Raw genomic sequence first — 25,245 nt, 5'->3', positions numbered from 1 at the left:
TGGTGGAATTTAAATGATAGAAGTATATATTGTAAGAATTCCTAATAAAATAGAAACTAGATTATTTAAACAATTACTAGGTTATGTTTCTAATGAAAAGCGAAAAAAGATTGAGAACTTCCACAGGAAAGAAGATAGTTATAGGGGCCTTATTGCGGACCTTCTTGTTAGAAGTTTGATTATAAGAAAATATAGTATTTCAAATGAAGAAATTGAATTCAAAAATAATCTTTATGGAAAGCCGTATTTACATAATGTTTCTAATTTCGAATTTAATGTTTCTCATTCGGGCGATTGGGTTGTTTGTGCTGTAGATAAATTTTCAATTGGTATAGATGTTGAATTGATAAAGCCAATTGAATTTGAAATAGCAAAAAGCTTTTTTGCAGAGGCAGAATATAATGATTTGCTTTCTATAGATCCACTAAGGAAACTAGATTATTTTTATGATCTTTGGACTATAAAGGAAAGTTATGTAAAAGTTTTAGGAGAAGGATTAACAATTCCTCTTAATTCCTTTTTAGTTAAAAAACATGATTTTAAACAAATTGAAATAATAAAAAATAATAAAAAAAACCCATATTTTGTTAAACAATATGATATTGATGATCAGTATAAGTTATCAGTATGCGCTATGCATAATAATTTTTCTGTTAATCCTCAACATGTTAATTTTTTTAGTATAGTGAAAGAAATAATGGGTAAAGAGGTATTATTTTAGTAGCAGGTCATCAATTGGATTAACAAATTGTATATATGAATGTAAGTATTAAACCAACCTTAACTACAACCGTTTTATAAGAAAACTACCGAATATTTTAAAATTATTAATTCTTATATAAAATTAATAAGATTTATAATATGATAAAAGTATCAAAATACTTCTAAATCTATCTTGCAAAAGGACACACCTACGCATACATATGCCATTGGTGTGTCCTTTTTTTCGTTTTCTATAAGTTTCTGAAAAAAGAGCGGGAATGGGAATTGTTTATAGAATTAAAAGATAAGGGTTATGATTGGAAAGATATCAATGATTGGATACTGTCTATTGAAACAGGGTACTCCAAACATGGAAATAAACTAGTCATATATTAGTAAACGTTTTACATTCTAATAAGACAGGTGAGGGGAATATAGGATGTCAATCATTCGAAAGTATCACATTGCAATTGCTTGGATGATAGCTACTAGTGCAATGCTCATAAGTTTGGTTTTTAATGAATGGATGAAGTTGCCTCCATGTAATTTGTGCTGGTATCAAAGGATGGCCATGTAGCCATTAGTATTAATATTAGGTATAGGTATGTAGTAAGTACATATGCATTTCCACTTGCATGTATTGGCCTATTAATAGCCGTTTATCAAATCACGATTCAGGCTTTTCCTACAAGTGAATTGAAGATGTGTTCAGTAGGAGTTTCTTGTACAGGAGATTACTTGAATTTGTTTGGCTCCATCTCAATTCCTATGCTATCTTTTGTTGGATTTTTAGGCATAATAATCCTTCTATATATTAAACTTGATAGAGAGACAAAAGATCGAGCAACAAAGTGGTTGTGAAATATATATTTAAACAAACTAAAAATGCTCATAAATTGATAATAAAAACAAAAAAGAAATGAAAAAGGAGAAATAAAAAATGACAACAATACAAGTAAGTAATGAAATGTGCAAAATTCCAGAAGAAGATGTAGAATTATTAAAGATTATGGCTCATCCAGTTAGATTACAAATCGTGAAAGAACTAGAACGTCGCAAAGTTTGTAATGTAACACAGTTAACAGAGCTATTAGAATTGCCTCAATCAACCGTATCTCAGCATTTATCTAAGATGCGTGGCAAGATTCTACGCTCGGAAAGAAGAGGGTTAGAGATGTACTATCATATTGTAAATTCCAAAGCATGCCAGATTGTTAGTGTACTAGGTTTATAATTAACTTAAACTATATAGTAGTTTATGAGAATAAATATAAAAAAAGGGCAGCTATGCCAGGCTGCCCTTTTTTTATTTGTGATTTTGCATATATTTGTGCGCATTTAGTATAGCAAATATTTTTCTTTTCTATCAAATAAAAAGAGCCTGTATGCACAGGCTAAAATTACGTATGGAAAAGAGATCATGATACTCAATCTCTTTTCCATACAAGGGTTAGAGATTAGTTGCTATTCGACTCATACTCATTTTATGTGTAATACTTAGAATATTCAATCTAATTATTTATTTCTCAATATGTTTTGTTTTTATTTATAAATACGTCATGCTTTTTGTCCAGTGAACTACCCACCACTTAACGTCCTAGCGGACTGTTTGAAGTGGGGGCTTCTCGGTTAGTCGTTACTTTTGGTAGCTAACGAATTCGTCCTAAGGCAGCCGAGCTAACTCCCTTGTTCCAAGGGTTATTTTATTGCTATCTATGCTAACGCCAATAGGCGTATTGCTTCATTTTTGATATTGATAGCTGCGTTATAATCTCTATTGAGATTTACACCGCATATACAAGAATAGACTCGCTCAGACAATGACATATTTTTCACATTTCCACAACTGCTACATGTTTTTGTGGAAGGAAACCATTTGTCTATTTTCACAAGCTGTTTGCCTTGTTCATTTAGTTTATAAGCTACGAAAGAAGTGAACATACCCCAAGCATTATCAGCGACGCTTTTTCCAAAATGAAGTGCTTGCGATATTCCCTTCATATTTAGATCTTCAATAGCTACAACATCAAAATGAGTAGCTAACTCTTTAGACTTATGATGAAGGAAGTTCTTACGTTGATTCGTTACTTTTTCATGTAACTTAGCTACATGGATACGTTGTTTATTCCAACGCCCTGAACCTTTTGTACGTCTTGATAATACTCGTTGCGCCTTTGCTAATCGGTCTAACATTTCACGATAGAACTTAGGATAATTGGCTCTCTCATCCTCAGAACTGACGTATAATTGATCCATCGCAAAGTCTAATCCAACAACTGTTTCTACCTCTTTTTGTACGATCTCTTTTTCGTATTCAGTCAAAATGGACACATAGTATTTACCAGTAGGTGTCATAGAAATCGTACATGACTTGATTATATGGTCTTGTGGTATGTCTCTATGCTGTTTGATACGTACCATTTTCAGTTTTGGCAATTTGATATGACCGTTAAGCAACATAATATTTCCGTTCACTACATTCGTTGTATAAGACTTTCTGTCTTTTTTGCTTTTGAATGTTGGGAAGTCATTTTGACCACGAAAGAAATTTTTATAGGCAGTTTGCAAGTTTAGTTGAGCATTTGCCAAAGCTAATGAATCCACTTCTTTTAACCACTCAAATTCTGCTTTGTATTTTGCAGGAGTGGGAAGCTTTTGTTTCTTTAGTTGATCCTTATCATCTTTATGTTTTTCATACGCTTCTTTCCGTTCAGCTAACATTCTGTTATACACGAAACGTACACAACCGAAAGTTTTACGCATAAGATGTGCTTGATCTTCTGTTGGATACAAACGGAATTTATATGCTTTATTCTGCTTTGTCATATCATTTCACCTCACTTTTCACTTTGATTTTCAATATATGTTTTTACTACGTCTATTGGCGAACCACCAGTAGTTAGCAAGCAAAAACTTCTTGACCAAAACATCTCTTTCCAAAGTTTCTTTTTCACTTGTGGAAAGTCTCTTTTAATAAGTCGAGAACTTGCACTTTTATAAGCATTGATGAATTTTGTCATTTCTATATTAGGGTGTGCCTTGAACAAAATATGAACATGGTCTACATCATGATTCCATTCAACTAATGTGATGTTATAGTTTTCAGATAGTCGAACAAACATATCTTTTGCATAGTCTGACATATCATCATCAAACACATTTCTTCTGTATTTCACGACCAACACAAGGTGATAATATAACAAGAATACTGAATGGTTATTACTATCTAATTTCATTTATATACCAGCCTTTATCATTTATAAGACTGATTATATCAGAGGCAAAATAAAAAGGAAAACCTTTTGGCTACGCCAAACCGAAATTCATCTCCCACCTACCGTTGGGCTACGCCCTTCACACGCTTGAGGAAGGAGAATTCTTTCCGGAAATTCGTTAAAAAGGAGGGAATATGAAATTGACATGAATCTAGGTTGTAACTATAATGGCTACAGTTAGGGGGTTAACTATAATCCAATAGAGAATTAGATTCTATCTCGTATTTAAAGAGTGGATAAGTTGTACTATCCAAATTTACGATGCTCAAATACTTAAAAAAACTACATTTTTCAACGTATCTTATTTGGAATCCTCAGTATTGAAAATTGTAAACATCTACAAAAAGTTAACAAGACTGTTATATGTAGAAAGAAACCTTTTAAAAAAGGTCATAATATACATAATAGGTTGCACACATTTTAATTAGTAGGAGCTGTGCCACTATCAAGACCTTTTTAATAAAAGTATAGAAAAAACTCAAGAAGGTGAGCTCATTGCGTAAACATGCATATGTGCAATTTTATGTATTGCTATTGGCTTTAATAGCTTATATAAGTTTTTGCGTTATATTTTTATTTGTTTTTCCGAATCTTTATTTTGTATTAGATTTTAATATCCGGCTATCATCTTTAGTTGTTGAAACTACTGTATTTATCTCATTACTGTATTCTATATTATCCAGAAAAATTAAGTTAGGAGTATTCTGGGTTTGTATTACTATTGCGATAGGGTGTTTCTTGATAGGGAATTTCATATCTGCTTTTCAAGTATTTAATGTAGAATTACCAATCCAAAATTTTAATATTTCTGATGTATTTTTGTTGTTTTTTTATTCTTCTTTCTTTTTGCGTTCTTTTATAAAATTATGATGGAATGTAACAAATGGGAGAAAGCGTATTTACTTTGTGATTTATGCATTGTTGTTACTGCTATTTTTACATTAGAGTGGTACCTATTTAATAAACCATCTGCAAATATCTTATTCTTATCAATTGGAGATGTTTTTCTCTCATTTATTTTTCCGATTATAGATTTATTACTTCTATTACTTGGAGTTACACTAATCTTTAGACCCGCTATTTTCAATGCAAAAAGTAAATTGTTTATTTTTATCCTAGTATTAACTGGATTGGCTATTACGGACTACTTGTATTTCTACTTACAGGGTGATTTGTCAGAGCGTTCAGTTATATTTTTAAGGTGTTTGTATAGAGTTTTACTATTATTTATCGCTATTGCTGCTACAATCCCAAAGAATACGTCTTCTAAAAGAAATTATTTTATTATTAATCCGACATTTGGAGAGAAACTTCTTGGTATATTCCCGTATCTTGCAGTTGCAGTCTTAATTGGCTTTACTTTGAAAGAGCAAACTTCTTCAGCTACATTAATTACGGGAAATTGTATTGCTTTTGTATTTGTACTGATTCGTCATACAATCGTACGAATGCAAAACAAAGAGTTAACTAAAACATTAAAAGTGTTTAATAATCAATTAGAACAAACAGTATCTCAAAGAACAAGGGATTTAATAAATAAATCTAATGATTTAGTAAAAAATCAAGAGAGATTTAAGTCATTATATGAGTATCATCCGGATCCTATTTTAACGATTGATTCAAACGGTATCGTATTAAATATAAACCAGGCTGGAAGTATGTTATTAGGAAAAGAAAGTGCTGCATTGATAGGGAAAGAGTGCTTCTCTATTTTTTTAGATGAAGATAAATCTGAATTGGAAGTAGCTATAAAGAAAGGGAAACGATGTAGTTCATCTTCACTACAGTTACGTGTGAAAAATAACAATGAGAAGGATATACTCTTTTGGTATGTCACTATAGTTCCTATTATGATAGAAGGACAAACCTTTGGGAGCTATGTAATGGTAAAAGACATAACAAGGATGAAACAACAACAGGAAGAGATAAATTACCTTGCATTCCATGATACGGTGACGGAGATTGGAAATCGTATATTCTTCCAACAAGAATTAGATAGATCTATTAAGCGTGCACAAAAAACACAGGATAAGTTTGGGCTCCTGTATATTGATTTAAATCGCTTTAAGACTATTAATGATACATTGGGTCATTCGATTGGTGACAAGGTTTTAAAAGAAGTTGCCAAACGTTTTAGGACATGTCTGTCACCGACTATTCCTCTAGCAAGAATAGTCGGTGATGAGTTTGCGATCATTGTCCATAACCAAACAGAGCAACAGCTATTGGATTTGTGTAAAACTCTATTTCGTATAACTGAAGAACCATTTGTAGTAAATCAGCATAGTTTTTACTTATCTCTTAGTATAGGAATAGCGGTATATCCATTTGGAGGAATAAATACTACTACACTTTTACAACACGCTGATATCGCTATGTATAGCGCAAAGGAAAAAGGTAACAATGCTGTTTGTATGTATGACGAGACATTATCTCAAAAAGTAACTCGTCGATTACGATTAGAACAGGATTTACCAAATGCAATTGAAAATAATGAGTTGTTTTTATTGTATCAACCACAAATTGATAGTAAGGCAGGTAAGTTTATTGGTGCAGAGGCTTTAATACGTTGGCAACATCCAGAGCTTGGGCTGATTTCTCCTTTTGAGTTTATACCTATCGCAGAAGAAACAACGCAGATTATTTCAATTGGGAAGTGGACGTTACAGAAAGCGTGTCAACAACTGAAAGAATGGCATTCTGCGGGCTTTTCAAATCTAAAGATGGGGATAAATTTATCAGCTATAGAGTTTGAACAGAAAGATTTTGTTCAAACCATTATATCTACCATAGAAGAGATAGGGGTACCTGCTAATTCGATTGATTTGGAATTAACAGAGCGAATTGCAATGGTAGATGAAAGAGAAACTTTATCAAAGTTAAAAGCATTAAAATCATTTGGTGTACATTTATCAATTGACGATTTTGGCACAGGTTATTCTTCACTAGCGTATCTGCCTCTTTATCCAATTGATACTTTGAAAATTCCAAGAGAATTTGTTAATAGGATTGGAACTTCTACTGATGGAGATGAAATTATACAAACCATTATTTCACTTGCTCATACTTTAAACATGAAAGTGATAGCAGAAGGGATAGAAACGAAGGAACAATTAACAGTGTTACAACGTAATGCATGTTATCTAATTCAGGGCTATTACTACAGTAAACCTGTAAATGAAGATGAATTTATCGATTTTTTAATTGTAATGCAAAATGAATAAGTGAAAAATTGATATATGTATGAAGTAAAGTGAAAAGACGTTCTATCCACATGGATTTGAACGTCTTTCTTATGTTTGTTTTCAGTAGTTATGCAGTTATGTTTATGTTTCAGCCTTTGAGAGTAAAATAAGTATCTATATTCCTTGTGTTAGGGATGATTTTAAAAATATTTTATTTATTCCATCCCTATTTGAGTTTTACTTACTGCTAATTTTTGACCATCTTTTTCAATGAAACTAACGGTGAAATTAGCTCCTGTGCCACCTTTTGCATTTTTACTCCAACTAGCAGTATACGTTTTTACATTTTTACTTGTAGAATCAGATTTGATGTCAGGTTCGCCATATTTAGCAACTAGATCCTCGTATTTATCTCCGCCTTCACCAGTTACAGGATCACCAGTTTTAATAGTATCCACATCGGCAACCGTTATCTTCTTTTTATCGTCCTTTTTCGTTTCTTGTTTTTGGTCTTGTTTTGCTTCTTTCTTAGCCTCTTGTTTGGGTTCATCTTTCTTTTCTGTAGAAGCTTTGTTTGACGAATCATCACAAGCAACTAGACTCATCGCTAAAGCACTTCCTAATGCAATGGTACTCAACTTTTTGAACATGTTTAATTCCTCCATTTTGAAAATTGTAAAATTCCACAGATGATTATACCAAATTAAGGTAAATGGTGATGTCGTATTCTGTCGAGATAAGAAAAAACAATAACGCAAGTTCTACCGTTCACTCTAATTGGTAACAAATCTTTATTTGAAGTGTATTGGAAATGCTAATATATATCGTTTTTTCTAAATGTTAAAATAGAGAAAAAGGAGGTTTTCACATGGGAGATGTAATTGGTGATGTATTAGGAGGCCTCTTTATGTTCATCCCTTCAAAAAGGGGAAAAGTCATTCGTAAAAATTTTAAGCTTTTGGAAAAAGAAGTGTGGTTTAAAGAAATAGAGCATAGATATGGTAGGTTAATGGTTTTTAACCATTCTATTAGAGATTTTGTAGCAAATGAGAACCTAGAGGATATCTTAAAGGATGTTGAGAAAACTCATACATTTCTTCATGAATTAGGAAAACTACTGCAGCAAGAATAGATTTAATTGATGTAGTAGTGAAGGAATGTTTTATCCGTAAAGGATACTTCAAGCGTAGAAGTCTAAGGATATAGGTTTAGATGAAACAAGAAATCAATTATATGAAAAATTGCTTTATTGATTGATATATTCAGCTCTTGGAGAATTATTTCTTGTTTAGTGGATAGAATGATTCAATTTGCATGAACATCGTCAAATAGAGCAAATCAAAAAGGGAAAATTGTTTTGTGAAGTTGGAAGTGAAAATCATTGTCTATTTTTTGAGCCATTGAAAATAGCGTCAAGTTCTTACGTAATATATTAGAAGCTTGGTACTGATCCATACAAAGAAAAGACACCAAAGGCGCCTTTCTCCGTATGGAACCATCTTAAGTTTAATGTTAAACATAAGATTCCTAACCAAAATGATTGTTGCAATTTAATATATTTTGAATACATGGATGTGTGCATTTCTATGACAAATAGATTATGCACTATCATGCAAGTTAGTATTTTATTGATAATCATTTTCATCTGAGTTAATATTATAACTAGAATTATAAGAAGGACTATCATACCTAGAGGAATCTTCATTTTTGTAACTAGAAGTGCTGTTATAATTGGAGTTACTATATGAACTTTCAGAACTTGAACTATTAGAAGAGCTATAATAGCTAGGGGAACTGTAGTCGTCATAATAGTCGTTAAAATCACCTTCATCATCCAAATCAGAATTTATAACTTTATTTGTATTTGCTTTCTTTCCAACTGATTGAACTCTATAAGACGCATTCCTTTTTTTATTTTGTTTTCTTTTTCCATTGCCTTTAGATTGCAACGAAGGTGTATACGTTATAGGTATTACTCTAGATAATCCCCTTACAAATAATCGAACAATACATACTAAAATCCACATGCAAATAATAAATACAAAGACATAAAGAGCAATGTTGTAAATTATATTGTTTATTGTATCTATCATCGCACCCTTTGAAATATTAAACATAAAATCAATCACCGCCATTTTTCTATAAGTTTTATATTAAAAACGTAATATTAATCTAAATAGAATTATAAAATATTTTTTCCGCTTTTTATATAAAAAATATGAATTTGTTACCGCGGATTAGAATTAAGAAAAAGACACTCTGAGGTGCCTTTCAATGACCTTAGTATCATTTTTTAGTGTGAAAAGGTAAATTGTATACAGTTTGATACTCTCGCTGGATTATTTCATTTGTATATAAATTATTTTAAACTTTTTCTCATTTTCATGCATTTGAAATTTAATAGTGAGGGATAACGCTACATGCCCATCAACTTAAGAAAAATAAATGTCCCCCAAATTATAAAAGGAACAAATTAATTTACTCCTTTTTTACTTGAATTCCACATGACATTTAGTATCAATGATTCCAAAAGCAACTTTACATGGGAATGGATTTTTTCCTCTTGAAGCATCGAGCATACATGAAAGCACCCAATAATCCAATTCTAAGGGTAAACGGAATACTTGGATACTACTATCATCGTTTTTTACTATTACGATTGGTGTATTTACCCTAGTTGTAGTGAAACCGTCCGTTGTTATTATTGCTACTGCATCATTATTATGAAAACCCGTGCTTAAAACCTCGTAAGTTATTCCATCATTCTCATTAATAATCATAGGTATATTTAAATAGGGATAGTTATTTATATTGTTATGAATAACTGTTCTTGCTGTATTCTTTCTTATCTGATTCCCTTGCATTTTATACACTCCTTTATAACAATCCAAACGTTTAAATCTATTCTATTTTACATCCAGTATATCCGAAAATTGTAGTGTCAACTTATTATAGAAAGCATCCGTACATATGATAGCGCTATTTAACGGATCTATATCAATGATGGTCATATAGTTAGTAAGTAAATAGCCGCCTTCATAATATGTAATTAGTATTTCTTCTTCGGATAATAAGGAACATAAAAGTCCATTTGACCATTTTCTCCCTTTTGGCATATTAGCGTTGTTCTTGATTTAATATGAAGGTTATTTATAATAATTTCATCAAACTTTATTTTAAATCTACATAGGAGTATTTTCATTATAGGACTGTTTACGTCTAAAATAGCGTTGTTTAATAAATGAAATTAATGACATTGAATTATATTTCTTTTCAATATGTGACAGGATAATTAGCTATTTCATTGTTATAGCTTTCATTTTGTTTACTTAGAAATGTGAAACATAGCTCAGATATTTTACTTTCAGTATTTATACAGAACTTTTGAAAATCATTTTGCTCTATTTTTAGATTAAAGAAACCATTTTTTACGTTAAATCCAACTTTTGTATAAAAACCTATTAAATATTCTTCATCGAAGGCCATGCTAATCATTCCATTGAAGAGAAGTTCATAACCAGGATAGCTAAAATATGCCCATCTGTATATGGAGTATATCATAGCTGTTCCAACCCCAGTTCCAATATGTTTTGCATCTAAACTTGTAATAGTAATTTCAATTTTGTTTTCTGATGGATCTTTTTGTATACGACATGAAGCAGTTCCGACCCTGGAATTATTCACAATGTCGTGAAATTCCATGTCGAAGGAGATATGATCAAAATCACATCGTTCTGTAATGCTAGTAAATGAACATTTTAATTTCTGGCCATTGGTAGTCATAATGATCGGAAGTGTAGTTAACATAGAAGAAATTACACCCTTTCTAAATAATAGTTAATCCCGCGATTTGTGATTAGTGAAACTCCTAGCATAAATTTGGGCGAAGCAAAGAAGTTAGGCGAGAGATCAATCGTAAGTAAAAGTCTGATGGATTTAGCTGAATATATGAACTTAAAGACATAAGATTACAAATTAATGTAATGAAAAAAGAGCCATATATGAATGGCTCTTTTTAAGTATTAAAATGTTTCTCCGTGTTCTCTCATTACGTAATGGATAGAGCTATCCTGTACTTTTGGTGCAAATGTTTCTCCATGTTCAGCATTTTGAGTAATGCTGTTTGAAGTGAAGCTAAATCCGAAAACGGCTACTAATCCTAGAGTGATACCTAAAACTTGAATTACTTTCTTCATTATTTTAATGCCTCCTTTTTACGTAGTTTTTCTTCGGCTTCGTGTGACTTAAAGAAATATTGGTTTGCTTTATCTTGCTGGTTAGATGAGTAGAATTTTAAAGCCAATTGTTTCGAGTAGTCATGAACGAACCCTAATAAACCTTGTTGTTCAAAGTACTCAATTCCTTCTGTGATTATACTTTCGGACTCTTCTGTATTTCCGAGTTTGTAGTTTTCTCTTGCAATAAGGAAAATAGCTTTATAACTCTTTTCTGGAGTATCAATAGCTGTTGTTAGGTTTCGTATAGCTGCTTCAGAAAGATCCTGTTCAGCATATAGAAAACCTAAATTATGTCTTAGTTTGGTGGCAGTAGAGAATAGATAGTGGAAATCAAAAAATTAGCAGAAAGTATCGATGCGAACGCAAGAATGGCTTTTAGTCATACTTTAAGTATAGTATTTGCAAGAACATAAAACTGGTTTGAAAAAAGGAAAGGAATTGAAATTGGGGATTTAGTTATGGAAAGATCTTCTGTGTTCGCGTATCCAATAATTCATCATGTCGGATACTTAGAAAATAAATTTAAAAGTGGTGGTGGGTGGAATATTTCAGTATAAAAAAGTTGGACAGAAAAACAGTGGTGGGTCAAAATCTTTTTTCATCGAAAGATTTGAAGAGTATGTATTCGAGAATTGGATAAATAATTCATTTTGTATTACTATGACACATAAAAATAGCGCTTCATAAAAGTGCACTCGTAAGGAGTTCCGTTTCCTGAAAAAAGGATACATTGTATCATTCGAAAATTTCATAAATGTGCTTGGGGAAATTAATTAGAATTCGAAAAAAACAGCTAACAAAAGCTAACGGCTCATCTCCAAGGGGGATTGAGGGTTTGATGTTTACAGTATTGACGAAATATTGAGCATTAATCAATAGAAAAATAAAAAAGCTAGGATTTTTCCTAGCAAAAAGTATCCGTACACAGTCGAATGCATTTTATTGTATTATGATGAGATTTTAATTGAAGTGGGGGAGAGATGGAGATAACTTCAAGTCTTACCTGTCGCAACTACAGTTAAATAGTGCCTATTTAGGTATTTTGACCAAAACTAAAATTGAAAAAGAAAACCACATGATATGGTATGTATGCTTTTGGGATTTGTGTAATTTTAATGCCAAACAGTTATTTAAAATAAAAAAGGTCCTAGGGGACTAGGACTTTTTTGAGGGTAATACTAAAAAAAGGACTATATTATCCTAACATATTAAGATAGTTATATGTGTGACAAAATAGTGAACAAAATCGTTGTTTAGGAGAAAAATTTAGCTTTATCCCCAACCAATAATAAAAATCTAGAATGCATGTGCAATCATATAAAATGCCTGAAATAATTAAAAACGCAGCAAGTTTTTTCTGTATTTTTTGAAGATAAGACATCTAAAAATGGTATAGGCAATGAATAAATATAACAGATTAAAAAATGCAAAAATATTTAGTGGTAATGAAAATAAAATCAGGATTCCTATGATGAAAAACACAAAAAAAAGGAAGGTGTCATTCATTTTATTACTTCAGGTGTTAGGAAAATTTGATTATATATATCAATTAACGTTATGTGGAAGTTGAAGTTTGATAAGATATTTATTTAAACAAAAAAAGGTCACTGTTTAACAGTGCTCAATAAGTAGCATAAATCTTATGCGGATGAGTAGAACCGGTGGGCAGTTCTTAGTATAGTATATATAATTATTTTAAGAAAAATGATTGCCAAATAAAAAGCGCATATATAAAAGGGGTTGGTAAAAAGACTCTAAAGCTCTTGCAAGTAATCTCCTAAAACTGGCGATACTGATAGTATTACTCTATAAAAGGTGTATGATCAGCATGGAAAAGGAGAATATATTTAAGTGGAAACATTATCGACCTAACATCATCTTGTTAACAGTACATTGGTACCTACCGTACAACTTATGCTTTCGTGAAATGATGGAGGAACGAGGGTTATACCTGACTCATACAACTATTATGCGATGGGTACATCAATATGGGTCAGAGTTTGATAAACAAATTCGGCGTCATCTCAAACAAACGAATAACTCATGGAGAGTAGATGAAATATATATAGTTAAAGGGACAATGGATGTATTTATATCGTACCATTGATTCTGAAAAGGGAAAATCATCGAATAGACCGATGTGCTTATACATTTTGGACAATTGAACAATTTACAGAAGCATTAAAACGGCATGATATTTTCACCGCCCCTAGTGAAAGGTATTGTGATCCTAGAGCTCAACTATTACAAGATGAAGATTGGGAATCAATCAAACCACATATATTAAGAACACTTGGTTGGTCTTCATCAGCACAAGAAACCTTACAGAATCTAGCTATAAAATTAGATGAGACATATCAAAAGGCTCAAAAAAGTTAGTGGAGAATGAAGAGTTTCGCATTTAAAACAATAGGATTGTTCTTCCTCCACTAGACAGACTAGAAGAGCTAAAAGCATTAAAAAAATTGAGAAAACAGGCTCATTCTTTAATGAATCATATCGATTTACCTAATCTTATTCCCGAATTACATCAATGGATTCCTTTTCTTGACGCTTTTACTCATATTAATGAAGGAAATTCTAGAGTGAAAGACCTTACTATTAGGGGTACCGCCACATCGCCATCAAGCTAAGAAAAGCAAATACCCCAAAATGATAAAATTGGCATCTCCCGGTGAAAATGTACAATTTTTTGTGTATCCACTTACCTTTTTTATATTTAAATTATTGGTGTATGTGAAAAGAAGTCACCGCTTAACCAAGTGCATTATTCAGTATGTGGAGTAAAATAGCTGGAATAATGGAATTCGTCTTCTTACATAATATCGCCATGAGCATCCCACCAATGAAAGTATCTATCATCACACCAACTGAATATGAGTGAGCGATACTGAAAAGAAAACTTGATCCAATTGCGGCAATCCAAAATGGGAAGCGCTCTTGGAACAAGCGTAAGATGATACCGCGGTAGGTTATTTCCTCAACAATGGGTGCAAGTATTGTACTACTGAGAAATAAAAGAATGGGATATTGTTCTAGCATTTCTGATTTTAAAGCTACATATTGTTCTTCTCCTGCATGAGGAAATAGTGGTTCAAGAACATATAAATATATAATCCAACTTACTGCAAGGAAAAGAAGTACATATATATACATATTGATCTTTTTTAACACATGGAAGTTAAAAGTTGGTATGACTAAGCTCTTAATGGGCTCATATGCGTAAATGAATAACAGTAATACAATTAATCTTCCAAATCTAAACGCCGTATCTTCGACAGATACGTGAAGGGCAGTTGGTTCTTGCATAGTAATTAACTCTGTATAAATCGTAGACGGAATGCCAATAAATACTCCTACGATAATATCCGTTCCCAAAAACGCAAACAGTACAGCCCAAATAACCCCCCACCATGAAACTGAATACACTTTGTCTTGCGTAAGTTCGGGTTGCATAAAAGAAATTCTCCTATCTTAATTTTTTAAATAACACAATATTAAAATTATATAATTTAAAAAAGGAAAAGTCACTATATTTTAGATATGAAATATAAGCTGTTTTCGTAAGAATTGTTGCTATCTTGACCATACTGATAAAGTGAAGCCTCCGTCAGTGGTGGTTTTCTTCAACACTGATGGTTAGTTGAACCAATAGGGGGCTTACCTTCCGTTAATGCGGGATAAAAGGTTGACTTTCAATTTTAAAATTTGAGTTACATGACAAATAATTAAAGCGCGGAAAATCTTCCCACGCTTTTCTAAACATATATTTTATTTTGTAAGATTCAGTTGCCACGAGACACCAAACCGATGGTGTACTTACCTTAACTGGCGTTTAAATGCTTTACTTGCGAAGAAGTATGCAATGATCATGATGCCGATGCACCAAGCAAGCGCGATCCAGATATCGTTGCTAACAGCCCCTCCATACAAAAGGGCACGAATCGCATTCACAATTGAAGTCACGGGCTGGTTCTCAGCGAACGCACGGATAATTTTAGGCATAGTTTCAGTGGGAACAAAGGCCGAACTGATAAACGGCAAGAAAATCAGTGGGTACGAGAAAGCTGTCGCTCCTTCCATAGATCCCGCTGTCAATTTGGAAATGACCGCCAGCAATGTCAGTGCTAGCGTAAACAGACCGAGTATCATTATATTAAAATGTACATTATACCTTTATGTAACTATTATTTAGACAGTCTAAAGATAATAAATCAGAAAGTGAGACGTAAATTAGTGCTAAAAAAAATTAAAGATATTACAAAAATATTAACACAAAGAGAAGAAGTAGAGGAAGAATTAAAAGCAATCATATCAAAGGTTGTCAAAGTAAAAAAAAATCTAAAATCCATTGATTTAAAAGTAAATAAGCAAAATTAAGAATTAGACTCTATTTCAATCAAAATCGAATCTAAAGTAGCACAACTTAAACGTGTAACTGAAGAATTGCATATTAAAGAACAATTACTTCAAAACTGTGTTTTAGAGGTTGAGGAAAAGAATATAGAAATTCAAAAATATAATTCTATTATTGAGGAAAAAAAGGGGGAATTAATAAAACAAACCCGTTTGAGTAGAAAACAAAAAGAAAAAATGGAAGTTTACTTCGAGAGGCAGGGACAAGTGGAAACTGATTTTGTCTCATAAGAACTTAATAGTAATAATAATATTGATTTACTGGGCGAGGAAAAATCAACCCAGATTAGATTTTTTGCTGAAGTGATTCGTAAACTCGTTAACAAGAGGGGCGAAGAGGAAAACTACAACGTCGTTTAGAAGAAAAGCAATATAGAAAAGAAGATAATGAGTTTAACGAACTATTTAAAAATTTTGTTGAACTGCATTATGTGTCAGGAATTATTCATTCTAATTCAGATGAACTTTTACTAGCACTAATTAAAGGGGAAGAAAGGAAAGATAATATTTCGGGGTCATGCCATTATCAAAATTGGAACTGGGTAATTTCCTTTCACGAGGAATTATTCGATCCATTCTTACACGTTCTAAAAAGCAAAAACTATAAAATTAATGGTTATGAAGATTATTTTGTACTTATTTTAAAGGAGATGGCTTTATTAAAAAACTATAGTGAACATAGTGATGATTTCATCCCATTGTTTAATCTATCCCCAGTATATAACAGTACTGTTGGTGTTATACATAAATACATTAGTCTGGTCGGTGAAAGTAACATTAATCAAATAACATATTTAGGGTTTCTAGCAGTATTTTTAAAAGAAAAAGGTTTTATAAATTACATTCAAGGAACAACAAAATTGTACACACATATAAAAAAAGAAATAAAAAGTTTTAGAGCTATACAGTTAGAGACTTCCCTTAACAAGAATAGAACAACTGCACATACGCAAAAATATATAACTATTGGAGATATAGATTTACTTAGTGGAGAGGAGTTTGAACAATATCTAGCGGACTTACTAAAGTGTCTTGGTTTCAGAACAGAATTAACCAAGGGTAGTGGGGATCAAGGTGCAGATATTTTAGCATTTAAACAAAATAAAAAATATGTAATTCAGGCCAAACGTTATAAAAGTACAGTTGGGACAGCGGCAATACAAGAAGTTGTAGCTGGAAAGGCGTTTTATGGTGCTGACGAATCATGGGTAATTACAAATAGTACATATACTAAAGGAGCTGTCGAGTTAGCTAGCAAGACTAATACTAAACTATGGGATCGTGAAAAGTTGAGTAATTTAATTGAAACCTTGATGATTTAGTTTTTGTGAAAAAATAGGATTCTCCAATACACTATAGACTATTTATTATTTAGTGTTTTAGCGTTCAAAATATGGGTTGGAATCATAGGATAGAAACAACAATTGTCAATGATAGGGAGATTTAGTATAATATATAGGTATTAAAATGTAATGTTGTAGGGGTATAACATGCTATATTAAATTCATAAAATCGGATTCACTTATATACAAAATAAGAGCATTCCTTTATAGGTGTGCTCTTATTTTATTATATAGTTACAATATACATGAATGATAGACTTTTAGTTGATAATTTAAAACAAAGTTTGATTATTTATAAAAAGTTCGATAAGAAATCTTATTAGCTTTTAAGTTAGGACTTCTTCTTGAACTAACTGGCAGTTTAATTCAAGAATTAACTCATCATTCTTAATACATAGTAGATACATACTGCGCAGTAAAGTTCTTCATTAATGATTTTTATGCTCCCTTTGAAAAGGAAAAGAAGCAGATGGTAGGGAATAGGCATATTAGAAAATAATAGTGAGTGAGGGATATGGTATGGAATTTGGGGAATTTTTAAGAAAGAATTATCATTTGGGAGACAAATCTGTAAAAGATTATATTAGTCGGTGGAACGGGATCCTTAACAAAGGTTTATATAATGGAGAAACAGAGCTTACTCCTTCTTTGATAGTATCTGTTGATAGGGAGTATCCAGAAGACTCTCATTATCGCCTCACACTTAAACGATATATTGAATTCCAAAACAAGAGGAAATTATGGAATACTCAGTAATTTTTTGTCGAGGGGGGATTTATGGATGGCTCTACTTCATAACGAATTAAAAATAACAAAGATACAAGAATTACTTGGAATAAAATTAGCCTTACCATCATATCAGCGTCCGTATAGTTGGAGTGTGAGGTCTACAAATACGCTATTCCTTGATACTTATCATGCATATCAAGAAGGTACACAAGAATACAGAATTGGTTCTGTAATTTTACATAAAGAAAATGAAAAATACAACATTGTAGATGGTCAGCAGCGACTGACAACCATTTCAATTCTTCTATACTGTTTAGGTGATGAGACTCAAGGGCTATTACGAGAAAAATATAATCAATTATCTAATGATGTAATAGTGACTAATTATGAAATTTTATCTAAGAGGATAAGTGAACTTTCAGAAGATGAGCAAAACAAATACAAACAATATTTACTAGAACATTGTAGTACAGTTCAAATTGTCACAGACAGCGAGCAAGAGGCTTTTCAATTCTTTGATTCGCAAAATTCTCGTGGCAAAGAGTTAGACCCACATGATTTATTGAAGTCATATCATTTACGTGAGATGGATGATGAAGACGAACAGCAGAAAGTAAGAATTATTAACGATTGGGAAAATACGAACCAGGATGATTTAAATGACTTATTTAAAAGTTATCTGTTCCCGTTGACGCAATGGTATAAAGGAAAGAATGGTTTAGGCTATTCTGCAAGTAACATTGATGTATTCAAAGGGATTAAAACCACAAATGTATTTAATTATGCTATCTATCATAAAGCAAGTAACCTTTTCTTAGAACAGTTTAATGCAAACGGAAGCAATGAATTACTTGCATCAAAAGCATTAAATCAATTTCAATTAACACAGCCACTAATCGCAGGAAGACGGTTTTTCCATTATACCCGTCACTATGGAAATCAACTTGAGCAAATACAAAATTTAATAAATAAAGCTCACACGAAAGAACAAATTCCGAGTAGACGTTCTGGGGATCTTTACATTAAACAGTTATATGAATGTGCGTTATTGTTTTTTGCTGATCGCTTTGGTATTGAAAGCCTATCTAAAGGTGTGATGCACCAATTATATTCATGGAGCTATTCTTTGCGACTTACTATGCATGCTGTGTATCCTCAGACAATTAATAAATATGCACGAGGAAAACATGAGCGGTTGAACAAAGATTTGGATCTGTTTTCAGAAATTAGTGATATGAACCATGCTGAAGAGTTAAAGCTCATTGTTTTGGAGCAACCCGATATTGAGAATAAAAATAAAGAGAAGTACAAAGCAGTGTATGATTTACTTTGTGAATGGAATAGGTGGTAGGAGATGGATAATCATTTAAAAATCATACCGGTATCAAACATTTTTACTAATATCAGTTATGTAGTTCCAATTTATCAACGGAACTATGCTTGGGCAGAGATGCAAATTGAACAACTGATAGAAGATATTAATAGTTCAATTGACGATCTTAATAAAAACTATTTTCTTGGAAATCTTATTGTTAATCAAACTGATAATAATGTTTATGAAGTAATAGATGGACAACAAAGGTTGACGACATTATTTCTATTAGAAAATTATCTTGGCATGAATTTTGCGAAAGATTCGTTGAGATTTGAAGCACGGGAAAAGTCAAACCGTACACTTCACATGATAAACAATAAGAACAATGGTGAATTACTGGAGGAATTAGTATCAGTTGAAATCTTAGCGGGTTATCAAATCATTGAAAATTATTTTAAAAAAACGAAAGAAATAGATAAAAATGAGTTAAAGAAAAAACTTGAAAAGGTTTTTCTTGTTCGTGTACAAGTTCCGCAAGGTATAGATTTAAATCATTATTTTGAAATCATGAATACTCGGGGTGAGCAACTAGAACTTCATGAAATAGCAAAGGCAAAGTTTTTAGAAGTTTTGGATACAGAACACGATAAAAAAAACTGCAGCATTGATTTGGGAAAAATGCTCTGATATGGACTCATATATCCAAATGAATTTTGATCCCAAAGTTAGAAAGGCTCTTTTTACAAAAGATTGGTCTAGCATCAAGGATCATATTGACGATTTTGATTCAATTAGAGAATGTATTCCGAATGATGAAGATGATAAACATTCTGTTCCTTTGATTGACATTCTAAAAAGTAAGAAGCTACTCAATAATGGAGGAAGTAAGGATGAAGGTGAGAATGAACGCTTTGAATCGACTATTTCATTCCCAAATTTTTTATTACAGGTAAATGCAGTCATTGGTAAGTTAGGAGAAGAAGATTCAACACTTGATGATAAACACTTTTTGAATAATCTATCATGGGCTTGGAATGATGCTGATAGAGCAAAGAACTTTTTATATCATATGTTAAAATGTCGTGTGTTGTTTGATAAATATATTTTGAAACGCGAATATGCTAGAGACTATAAAGAAACTGGAAAATGGTCGTTACAACGTTTAGAAAAATATAGTGATTTGAAAGGGGAAAAGCCCAAATATGTAGGTACTTTCGGCAATGATGATAGTCAGAATAATAAACAAATAAGAACTCTGCAATCCTGCTTGCGCATAACCTACACGTCACCTAAGACAATGCATTGGATTTCACTAGTTTTAACGAGGTTACTAGAGAATGAATCATATGATATCATTGAAATTCTTGAAGATTACTGCAAAATAAAAGTTATAAAATCAAATTTTGAGAATACTAGTGGATTTGGTTTTGAAAGAATCGTATTTACTTACCTTGATTATCTTTTATACAAAGATGGGTATTCTTACTTGGATAAGGAAATAATCCCGACAATGAGTGATGAATGGCAATTTCAATTTAGAAGTTCGATAGAACACTTCCAACCACAGCATCTAGCTGAGGGTGTAAATTGGGAATCGGATGACCTTGATGGTTTTGGAAATCTTGCGTTAATTACTGTGTCAGGAAACTCTAAGTTTTCTAATTTGCCACCTGCAGGGAAAATCAGCTCTTACCCAAGCATTTTTGAACAAAGCTTGAAACTGAAGATCATGAAAGAATTAGTCAATCTCGACGATGAAAAATGGACTGAAGAAAAAGCAGGTAAACATCAAGAAGAAATGTTTAGAATTTTGAAGAGTTAGTATTTACGAGTGAAAGTTAATGATATATGATGTAGATGTTTTATCGACAACTTTCCAAACACTAACAAGGTATAAAATATTAATATTTCTTCGAGAACTAAGACATCATAGTTTTTACTGCACAGTACAACGATACTATTCAATAGACTAATGTGATGTTCAACAATCGGGCGCTATTGCTGAATAAACCTTAGATTTTTAATCGACTTTATTGTTATATTTTTGAGTACAGTGAAGTATCTTATATCGGAAATTAAACAACTATATTTTAACCCCGTCCTAAATTTAGAACGGGGTTATGCTTGTTTTAGGCTTTAAAATTTAATAGCTTTATTGTCTTTTTACATCAATTTCTAAAAGAGGAGGTTTCACCAATACGTTATCCATTAACAAAAAAATTAGAACCAATAAAGAGATAGCTGCCTTCATAACTAACTTGTTTGATTTAACAAAAAGTAATGCAGCTCAAATTTATTCAAATATTAGTATGCAATATTTTGAGGATGGTACTAAGGTAAAAGATTATATTAAAGGTCTTACAGATACAGATAAGGAATGGAAGGCAATAAATTATACACCAGGTTTTCGTGTGAATTATCCATATGAAGCATTTCAAAATGAACAGGATGAAAGTGCACATGAGGTTATTAGACAGGAATTTGATAATGTAATTGTTGTAATAGATTCTAACTTTACTTACGATAAAAATCTACTAACAAGCAAAAACGATTACCGTTATAGTAATATAAAAATGCTCTATCAGATGGTAACAAGAGCTAGAAAAAAATTGCATATTATTATTGATAATGAGGCCGTTTTAGAGAAATGTTTAGAAATCATGCAATCTAATAAAAGAGGTGAAAATCAAAAACCGGAAAAAAATCATGCTAAGTGTTGATTTAATATAAAGTTTAATCATTTATAATAAAGATTGATAATTTGTAAAAAAAGTTTGATAAAAAGATCTAGTTTGTAGTGCATTCCTTTATTTAACAATCGGTCCATTTTCTAGAATAAAGCGATTGCTAAAATCACAGAATTTTGAAATGATTGTCATTAAGTTAAATGGCAGGATTTTAGAATATGACCGAAACATATTGTATATAAAAAAATTAACATTAGTTTCTTAATTCTTTTTATTGGGAGGAAGAGTCGGATGGAAATAAAATGGATAGGTGTTAGCGTCCTCACCGGATTCTTTCTACTGGAGCTTGGTGCAATGGCTGCGTTCAGTTACTGGGGTTATCATATCAAGACAGGGGCAGCGGTCAAAATTATACTTGCGGTTGCCACGCCACTAGTCATAGCCACTCTATGGGGTATTTTTCTCTCCCCGAAGGCGTCGCTCCCGCAGCTTTGTACGCAAGTGGGCAAAGCGCGTTCGCAGTTACTTTTCAGACGGTGTCCCTTCTTATCGTGGCAGCGGTCTTCATCTTGAAGCTTCATAAAGTAAATATGTGAAGTGGATTAGTCTAAAACCGAACTTCAATAATCGGGCGCTTGATTGTTGAAGAAGACTCTGATTTTAAACGACTTTTTTGTTATTCAATTTAAGCAATGTAATTCACAATACAGAGATATTAAACAACTATTAAAAACACCGTCTAGGTTAACTGGAAGGTGTTTTGTGTGATTATAAGGGTAGAATTAAACATCTTTATTGTAACTGATCACAATGATGATATTTGGACTTGGAATTTATAGATAAAATAAAAAGAGAGCTTTTGCTCTCTTCTTTTCATTATTAAAATTAATAATAAGTTTACTGACATCCAAAAAGCTTATAAGGAGCTAGATGGACGTCAACAAGGTCGTTTTGCTAAGCAAGTTTCATTGTACGTTAAAATGCTACAAAACAACAAAGATATACTATGATTTGATTTCATCATAAAAGAAATCAGTTCCATTTACCAGAGGTGAAATTTTACATTATTTTACCAAACTTTCCATCAAGAGCGAACGCTCTCTTTTTTTTTTTTTTTTTTCGACATAATACGACATAAAATAGTCAGGTCATCCGATATGATAATCTTGGAAATCTTACATTTTACATAACTGGAGGAAACAAAATGTATAAAAAAATGGGTACAATTGCTTTAACTGGAGCGCTTGCTTTTAGTTTAGCTGCTTGTGGCGAAACTGAAGTTAAGGAAGTAAGTAAAAACGAATCTTCTAAACAAGAGGAAAAAAAGGACAAAAAAGCATCTACTGAAAACAAAGTTTATAAAACTGGAGAAACAGTAGAAGTTAATGGATTACAAATCACTTTCAATTCAGCTCAATTCGTTGAACCTAATGAGTATTCAAAAGCTGAAAAAGGGAAAGTACTAGAAATTGATTTCGCTGCGAAAAACAACGGTAAGAAAGATGCTTATATCGGAACAGAAGAATTGAAGATTGCTGATGCTAATGGCAACCAATTCAAAGAATATTTCGGCGCAGATAATGCTTTTATGAACGAGAATATTGGCCCAGGTAATCAAATTACAGGAAAAATGTACTTTGATGTAGCTGACTCAGATAAATATACAGGTACATATAAACCTAATTTTACGTTAGATGATAAATCTGTGAAATTTGAATTCACACCTGCTAAATAAGGAGAAATTAAATGAAAAGAACAGCTGAATTTGTATTAGGACTTATTGGTGGTATTTTCGGTGTTATTTGTGCATTTATCGCTTTAATGATCGGCGGTATGGGAGCTGCTTTTGAAGCTGAAGGCGCAAATACGATTATCGGATTAGGTTGGGGTGCTGTAGGCCTATCAATCTTAGGAATCGTTGGTTCTGTTATGGTAAGAAGTAAAGCGAAAGTTGGCGGAATCATGATGACTATCGCTGCTATTGGTGGATTTATTTGTATTTCTATCTTTTACTTATTACCAGGAGTATTATTATTAATTGGCGGATTAATGGGCATCTTCCGTAAAAATAAAGCTACTGTATCTGCATAAAATGAGCACTCGAAAGAGTGCTTTTATTTTTTCTCAATGCACAACATTACTTAACATGGTAAAATAATATTTGGATGGGAGTCCAATACATATTATTAAAATTAAGATGGTTCAAGTCGGAGGAAGACACCTTAGGGTGTCTTTTTTCGGTAATTATATTAATGTTATCTTTGTTATTTGTAATGACATTCAAAGAGGTTCTGATGCAAAACCATTTGATAGAAACATAGAACCTATATGGACTGTTAAATGACAGTTTACAATGCAATTCCAAACAATTTATGTATGAATCTAACTTCATTTTGGTCAGACTTCACCTGTGGGTGAAGTGGTCCTTTTTTCAGCATATGCATGGCTTCAAAACCACTCAATATAGAAGTGGCTGTTGGTTCTGGTGCAAATAAAGGATACATTCCAAAAAACAATGAGGATTCCTACCGGAATCGTTCTTTACGCTGTTAATCCAAATAATTGATGAATGAATTGTTTTTGATTTTGAACAGACTGATCCCGTAAATCAATCTGTTCTTTTTTTATCATATGAATGGCTTCTACTCCTGCAAGAATAAATGTAGCTGTGCGAAAAGATTTAAGTCCTAACATAGAGCATATACGTTTTTTAATGAAACAATGGTCTTGCTCTATGATGTTATTTAGATATTTTATCTGCCTGATTTGGATGCCTAACGGCATTTTTTTCTCTTTCTTCAACCCGCTGATAGCAATGGGATAGGCGGGATTTTTATCAACTGTGATTGCACGAGGTTTTGAAATATGAAAAGACCGCAAAGCCTTCTTGAAGAATCGCTTTGCAGCCTTATGGTTTCTAGATTTACTGAGATGAAAATCAATCGTGTTCCCTTCAGAATCAACGGCACGATATAGGTACATCCATTGTCCTTTTACTTTTATGTACGTTTCATCTACTCTCCAGGAGTCATTCGTTTGTTTGAGATGACGTCGAATTCGCTTATCTAACTCCGTCCCATATTGAGGGACCCACCGCATAATCGTTGTATGAGCCAAGGATGGTCCTCTTTCCTCCATCATTTCTATCAAATCACGAAAACTAAGATTGTACGTACCAACGTACAGTTAATAGAATAATATCTGGCTGATAGTGCTTCCATTTAAACAAAGTTCCCTTTTTCATACTGATCACACACCCCTTTTGTAGAGTAATAGTATCAGTATGTCTAAGATTTACAGATTCATTGCACAAGTGTTATATTTTTACACCAGAACCAATGCCTTTACGAGAAAG

At 32.2% G+C, this 25,245-nt stretch carries 23 protein-coding genes and 8 pseudogenes; 20 read left to right on the top strand and 11 right to left on the bottom strand.

Annotation, left to right across the window (positions count from 1 at the left end; all coding sequences use genetic code 11):
• Nucleotides 1–13 precede the first annotated feature (13 nt).
• The 4 genes and pseudogenes from QCI47_RS28965 (at nt 14) to QCI47_RS28955 (ending at nt 1,936) form a co-directional block, all read left to right on the top strand.
• Complete coding sequence (locus tag QCI47_RS28965; RefSeq protein ID WP_000573885.1) at nt 14–721, top strand: 4'-phosphopantetheinyl transferase family protein; 708 nt, start codon at nt 14–16, stop codon at nt 719–721.
• A gap of 167 nt (nt 722–888) precedes the next feature.
• Nucleotides 889–1,098 (top strand): hypothetical protein, encoded by a 210-nt coding sequence (locus tag QCI47_RS30365; RefSeq protein ID WP_370624736.1) that lies wholly within the window; start codon nt 889–891, stop codon nt 1,096–1,098.
• Between the two features lie 43 nt (nt 1,099–1,141).
• Nucleotides 1,142–1,563 (top strand): annotated as a pseudogene (locus QCI47_RS28960) (disulfide bond formation protein B).
• A 79-nt stretch (nt 1,564–1,642) separates the two neighbouring features.
• Nucleotides 1,643–1,936, top strand: a complete 294-nt coding sequence (locus QCI47_RS28955) for an ArsR/SmtB family transcription factor (protein ID WP_000207875.1) — start codon at nt 1,643–1,645, stop codon at nt 1,934–1,936.
• A gap of 479 nt (nt 1,937–2,415) precedes the next feature.
• On the opposite strand, the gene QCI47_RS28950 is transcribed toward QCI47_RS28955, so the two are convergent.
• On the bottom strand, nt 2,416–3,528 hold the full coding sequence (locus QCI47_RS28950; RefSeq protein ID WP_000166220.1) for an RNA-guided endonuclease TnpB family protein: 1,113 nt from the start codon (nt 3,526–3,528) through the stop codon (nt 2,416–2,418).
• Between the two features lie 11 nt (nt 3,529–3,539).
• On the bottom strand, nt 3,540–3,938 hold the full coding sequence (gene tnpA, locus QCI47_RS28945; RefSeq protein ID WP_353812037.1) for an IS200/IS605 family transposase: 399 nt from the start codon (nt 3,936–3,938) through the stop codon (nt 3,540–3,542).
• 534 nt (nt 3,939–4,472) lie between these two features.
• Between tnpA and QCI47_RS28940 the strand changes: the two are divergent.
• Nucleotides 4,473–7,201 (top strand): annotated as a pseudogene (locus QCI47_RS28940) (putative bifunctional diguanylate cyclase/phosphodiesterase).
• Between the two features lie 176 nt (nt 7,202–7,377).
• Here the strand turns inward: QCI47_RS28940 and QCI47_RS28935 are convergent.
• Entirely contained in the window at nt 7,378–7,812 is a 435-nt protein-coding gene (locus QCI47_RS28935) for a hypothetical protein (RefSeq protein ID WP_000473787.1), read from the bottom strand.
• A 218-nt stretch (nt 7,813–8,030) separates the two neighbouring features.
• Between QCI47_RS28935 and QCI47_RS28930 the strand changes: the two genes are divergently transcribed.
• A complete protein-coding gene (locus tag QCI47_RS28930; RefSeq protein ID WP_000503054.1) occupies nt 8,031–8,294 on the top strand; it encodes a hypothetical protein in 264 nt (87 codons plus the stop codon).
• Nucleotides 8,295–8,787: 493 nt separating this feature from the next.
• Here the strand turns inward: QCI47_RS28930 and QCI47_RS28925 are convergent, their stop codons facing one another.
• From QCI47_RS28925 to QCI47_RS28905, 5 genes and pseudogenes are all read right to left on the bottom strand, one after another.
• Complete coding sequence (locus tag QCI47_RS28925; RefSeq protein WP_249024563.1) at nt 8,788–9,297, bottom strand: hypothetical protein; 510 nt, start codon at nt 9,295–9,297, stop codon at nt 8,788–8,790.
• Between the two features lie 354 nt (nt 9,298–9,651).
• Entirely contained in the window at nt 9,652–10,026 is a 375-nt protein-coding gene (locus tag QCI47_RS28920; protein ID WP_001161896.1) for a hypothetical protein, read from the bottom strand.
• Nucleotides 10,027–10,068: 42 nt separating this feature from the next.
• Nucleotides 10,069–10,278: a YolD-like family protein gene (locus QCI47_RS28915; protein ID WP_071742931.1), complete on the bottom strand. Its 210-nt coding sequence runs from the start codon at nt 10,276–10,278 to the stop codon at nt 10,069–10,071.
• A 66-nt stretch (nt 10,279–10,344) separates the two neighbouring features.
• Nucleotides 10,345–10,969: pseudogene (locus tag QCI47_RS28910) on the bottom strand (GNAT family protein).
• A 215-nt stretch (nt 10,970–11,184) separates the two neighbouring features.
• Entirely contained in the window at nt 11,185–11,358 is a 174-nt protein-coding gene (locus QCI47_RS28905) for a hypothetical protein (RefSeq protein ID WP_000755961.1), read from the bottom strand.
• Between the two features lie 1,870 nt (nt 11,359–13,228).
• Here QCI47_RS28905 and QCI47_RS28900 point away from each other — a divergent pair.
• Nucleotides 13,229–13,514 (top strand): annotated as a pseudogene (locus QCI47_RS28900) (DDE-type integrase/transposase/recombinase); the annotation flags it as partial.
• Nucleotides 13,504–14,003: pseudogene (locus QCI47_RS28895) on the top strand (Tn3 family transposase); the annotation flags it as partial. The pseudogenes QCI47_RS28900 and QCI47_RS28895, both read left to right, overlap by 11 nt.
• A gap of 151 nt (nt 14,004–14,154) precedes the next feature.
• On the opposite strand, the gene QCI47_RS28890 reads toward QCI47_RS28895, so the two are convergent.
• Nucleotides 14,155–14,856: a CPBP family intramembrane glutamic endopeptidase gene (locus QCI47_RS28890; RefSeq protein ID WP_071742927.1), complete on the bottom strand. Its 702-nt coding sequence runs from the start codon at nt 14,854–14,856 to the stop codon at nt 14,155–14,157.
• A 363-nt stretch (nt 14,857–15,219) separates the two neighbouring features.
• Nucleotides 15,220–15,549 (bottom strand): annotated as a pseudogene (locus QCI47_RS28885) (ABC transporter permease); the annotation flags it as partial.
• A 72-nt stretch (nt 15,550–15,621) separates the two neighbouring features.
• On the opposite strand from QCI47_RS28885, the gene QCI47_RS28880 reads away from it, so the two are divergent.
• From QCI47_RS28880 to QCI47_RS28825, 12 genes and pseudogenes are all read left to right on the top strand, one after another.
• Complete coding sequence (locus QCI47_RS28880; protein ID WP_353812036.1) at nt 15,622–15,780, top strand: hypothetical protein; 159 nt, start codon at nt 15,622–15,624, stop codon at nt 15,778–15,780.
• A gap of 66 nt (nt 15,781–15,846) precedes the next feature.
• Nucleotides 15,847–16,047, top strand: coding sequence for a hypothetical protein (locus QCI47_RS28875; RefSeq protein ID WP_071742924.1), 201 nt, complete (start codon nt 15,847–15,849; stop codon nt 16,045–16,047).
• A 200-nt stretch (nt 16,048–16,247) separates the two neighbouring features.
• Nucleotides 16,248–17,138 (top strand): restriction endonuclease, encoded by an 891-nt coding sequence (locus tag QCI47_RS28870; protein ID WP_086405068.1) that lies wholly within the window; start codon nt 16,248–16,250, stop codon nt 17,136–17,138.
• Between the two features lie 540 nt (nt 17,139–17,678).
• Entirely contained in the window at nt 17,679–17,915 is a 237-nt protein-coding gene (locus tag QCI47_RS28865; RefSeq protein WP_071742923.1) for a hypothetical protein, read from the top strand.
• Nucleotides 17,916–17,940: 25 nt separating this feature from the next.
• Nucleotides 17,941–19,239 carry a DUF262 domain-containing protein gene (locus tag QCI47_RS28860; protein ID WP_071742921.1) on the top strand — a complete coding sequence of 433 codons (1,299 nt, stop codon included), beginning with the start codon at nt 17,941–17,943 and terminating at the stop codon, nt 19,237–19,239.
• Between the two features lie 3 nt (nt 19,240–19,242).
• Nucleotides 19,243–19,890, top strand: a complete 648-nt coding sequence (locus QCI47_RS28855) for a DUF262 domain-containing protein (protein ID WP_353812035.1) — start codon at nt 19,243–19,245, stop codon at nt 19,888–19,890.
• Entirely contained in the window at nt 19,868–21,025 is a 1,158-nt protein-coding gene (locus QCI47_RS28850; RefSeq protein ID WP_353812034.1) for an HNH endonuclease family protein, read from the top strand. The genes QCI47_RS28855 and QCI47_RS28850 overlap by 23 nt, the downstream gene beginning before the upstream one ends.
• Nucleotides 21,026–21,461: 436 nt before the next feature.
• Nucleotides 21,462–21,923 carry an ATP-binding domain-containing protein gene (locus tag QCI47_RS28845; protein ID WP_228746220.1) on the top strand — a complete coding sequence of 154 codons (462 nt, stop codon included), beginning with the start codon at nt 21,462–21,464 and terminating at the stop codon, nt 21,921–21,923.
• Nucleotides 21,924–22,181: 258 nt separating this feature from the next.
• Nucleotides 22,182–22,463, top strand: coding sequence for a YrdB family protein (locus tag QCI47_RS28840; RefSeq protein ID WP_226809518.1), 282 nt, complete (start codon nt 22,182–22,184; stop codon nt 22,461–22,463).
• A gap of 323 nt (nt 22,464–22,786) precedes the next feature.
• Nucleotides 22,787–22,900 (top strand): annotated as a pseudogene (locus QCI47_RS28835) (XRE family transcriptional regulator); the annotation flags it as partial.
• 194 nt (nt 22,901–23,094) lie between these two features.
• Nucleotides 23,095–23,625: a DUF4352 domain-containing protein gene (locus QCI47_RS28830; RefSeq protein WP_061114715.1), complete on the top strand. Its 531-nt coding sequence runs from the start codon at nt 23,095–23,097 to the stop codon at nt 23,623–23,625.
• 11 nt (nt 23,626–23,636) lie between these two features.
• A complete protein-coding gene (locus QCI47_RS28825; protein WP_061114714.1) occupies nt 23,637–23,981 on the top strand; it encodes a DUF4064 domain-containing protein in 345 nt (114 codons plus the stop codon).
• A 450-nt stretch (nt 23,982–24,431) separates the two neighbouring features.
• On the opposite strand, the pseudogene QCI47_RS28815 reads toward QCI47_RS28825, so the two are convergent.
• A pseudogene (locus QCI47_RS28815) lies at nt 24,432–25,134 on the bottom strand (IS6 family transposase).
• Nucleotides 25,135–25,245: the final 111 nt, after the last annotated feature.

Source organism: Bacillus cereus group sp. RP29 (assembly GCF_040459765.1).
GTDB lineage: Bacteria > Bacillota > Bacilli > Bacillales > Bacillaceae_G > Bacillus_A > Bacillus_A paranthracis.
Note: the sequence above shows the minus strand (reverse complement) of the source record. Positions and strands in the feature narration are given on the sequence as shown.